2 protein-coding genes are annotated in these 2,319 nt (G+C 72.1%); one reads left to right on the top strand and one right to left on the bottom strand.

The window, feature by feature from the left end:
- Positions 1-3 precede the first annotated feature (3 nt).
- Positions 4-609, bottom strand: a complete 606-nt coding sequence (locus AOK24_RS40985) for a TetR/AcrR family transcriptional regulator (protein ID WP_055724985.1) — start codon at positions 607-609, stop codon at positions 4-6.
- A gap of 133 nt (positions 610-742) precedes the next feature.
- Here AOK24_RS40985 and AOK24_RS40980 point away from each other — a divergent pair.
- Positions 743-2,319 (top strand): cytochrome P450 (locus tag AOK24_RS40980; RefSeq protein WP_240554368.1); only part of this gene is annotated, 1,577 nt, incomplete at its 3' end.

Raw genomic sequence — 2,319 nt, 5'->3', positions numbered from 1 at the left:
CCCTCACACCAGCACCCCCAGCAACGCCCGCGCACACAACTCCCGCACCTCCTCCCGCGACACCTCCCCCCCACGCAGCCACTCCAGCGCCACGGACGTCATGAACGCGAGCCACCCCCGCACCGCGAGCCGCACCTCGGGGCGTTCCCCGAAGAGCGGCCCGAACTCGGGGTCGGCGGCGAGCGCGGCGAGGATCTGCCGCTCCTGCGCGGCGAGCGCGCGCTGATAGACGCGCCGTACGGCCTGATCGCCGGCGGAGTCGGCGCGGTGGAAGGCACGGAAGCCGTGGGCATGCTCCTCGACATACCCGAGGAACGCGTCAAGCCCGGCGGAGAGTTGCGCACGGACCGGCACACCCGGCACCGCCGCCGTCAGCCGCAGCATCCGCGCGCTCTCCCGCTCGACGACCGCCGCGAAGAAGTCCCGTTTCGTCGGGAAGTAGTGGTAGAGCAGCCCCCGCGAGACCCCGGCGATCTCGGCGACCCGCTCGATCCGCACCTCGTCGTACGGGCTCTCGGAGAACAACCCCGCGCCGACCGACAGCAGTTGCTCGCGCCGCTCCCCCGTACTGAGCCGGCGCCGCACGCGTTCCCCCTGCTCTGCTGCCATGCCGGAACCTTACTTGACGCGAGTTCAACAAGCGGATCACACTGGAACGCGCTATTGAACCCACGTACAACACGTACGACACCCTCACCGTACGACACGCTCGACGTGCCGCAGGATCAAGGGAGATCGCGTCATGACGGGGACGACGACAGGCACCGGCACCGGCCTGCCCAAGGGCTTCCGCGACGCCGCGCAGGGCTGGCCCGAACTGCACCGGATACCGCACCCGAAAGGCCGCCTGCCGCTGCTCGGCGACGTACGCGGCGTGAACCGCAGCACCCCCCTCCAGGACTCGCTGCGCTTCGGCGCCGAACTCGGCCCGATCTTCCGCCGCAAGGCGTTCGGCAAGGAGTTCGTGTTCATCGGCGGCACACGGCTCGCGGCCGACCTCGCGGACGAGTCGCGGTTCGCCAAGCATGTCGGCCTCGGTATCGCGAACCTCCGCCCGGTCGCCGGGGACGGCCTGTTCACGGCGCACAACCACGAGCCCAACTGGCAGCTGGCGCATGACGTGTTGGCGCCCGGGTTCAGCCGGGAGGCGATGGCCGCGTACCACCCGATGATGCTGGAGGTGGCGGCCCGCCTCACCGCGGGCTGGGACCGCGCGGCGGCGGACGGGGCCACCGTGGACGTCCCCGGGGACATGACGAAGCTGACCCTGGAGACGATCTCCCGCACCGGCTTCGGCCACGACTTCGGCTCCTTCGAACGGACCCGCCCGCACCCCTTCGTCACCGCGATGGTCGGCACGCTCAGCTACGCGCAGCGCCTCAACGGCCTGCCGTTTCCCGCCCTGTTGCGGCGCGCGGCCAAGCGCAACGAGGCCGATATCGCGTTCCTCAACGACACCGTCGACGATCTCGTACGCGCCCGGAAGGCGGGCGGCGGCGGGGACGGCGACCTGCTCGACCGGATGCTGGAGACGGCCCACCCGGAGACGGGCGAGCGGCTGTCCGCCGAGAACGTGCGCCGGCAGGTGATCACCTTCCTGGTCGCCGGGCACGAGACGACGTCGGGGGCGCTCTCCTTCGCCCTGCACTACCTCTCCCTGCACCCCGAGGTCACCGCCCGCGCCCGTGCGGAGGTGGACCGGGTGTGGGGCGACAGCGAGGTGCCGGGGTACGAGCAGGTCGCCAAACTCCGGTACGTACGGCGGGTGTTGGACGAGACGCTGCGGCTGTGGCCGACGGCGCCCGCGTTCGCGCGGGAGGCGCTGGAGGACACCGTGCTCGCCGGGGAGCACCCGATGCGGCGCGGCGCCTGGGCGCTGGTCCTGATCTCGCTGCTGCACCGCGATCCCGAGGCGTGGGGCCCGGACGCCGAGCGGTTCGACCCGGACCGCTTCGACGCGGCGCAGGTCCGCGCGCGGCCCGCGCACGCCTTCAAGCCGTGGGGTACGGGCGCACGCGCCTGCATCGGCCGGCAGTTCGCGCTGCACGAGGCGACCCTCGTCCTCGGACTCCTGCTGCGCCGCTACGAGTTGAGGGCCGACCCCGCGTACCGGCTCCAGGTGACGGAACGCCTGACCCTGATGCCGGAGGGCCTGCGCCTGGGCCTCGAACGCCGAACACCCGCCCCAGGCAAGGCCGTTGAGGACCACACAGCGACCGCACCCCTCGAAAAGCCGACGAACACCGGCCCCACGGACACCGACCTCACGAGCGCCGGACCGACGAACAGCGGCCCCACGCACCCCGACCTCGCAGGCCC

This window comes from Streptomyces niveiscabiei (assembly GCF_001419795.1).
Classification (GTDB): domain Bacteria; phylum Actinomycetota; class Actinomycetes; order Streptomycetales; family Streptomycetaceae; genus Streptomyces; species Streptomyces niveiscabiei.
This window is presented reverse-complemented; position numbering and strand designations above follow the sequence as displayed.

What these genes read in the sequence shown, in the direction of transcription:
- AOK24_RS40985 (WP_055724985.1), bottom strand. Translation starts at nt 609, where the DNA reads ATGGCAGCAGAGCAGGGGGAACGCGTGCGGCGCCGGCTCAGTACGGGG.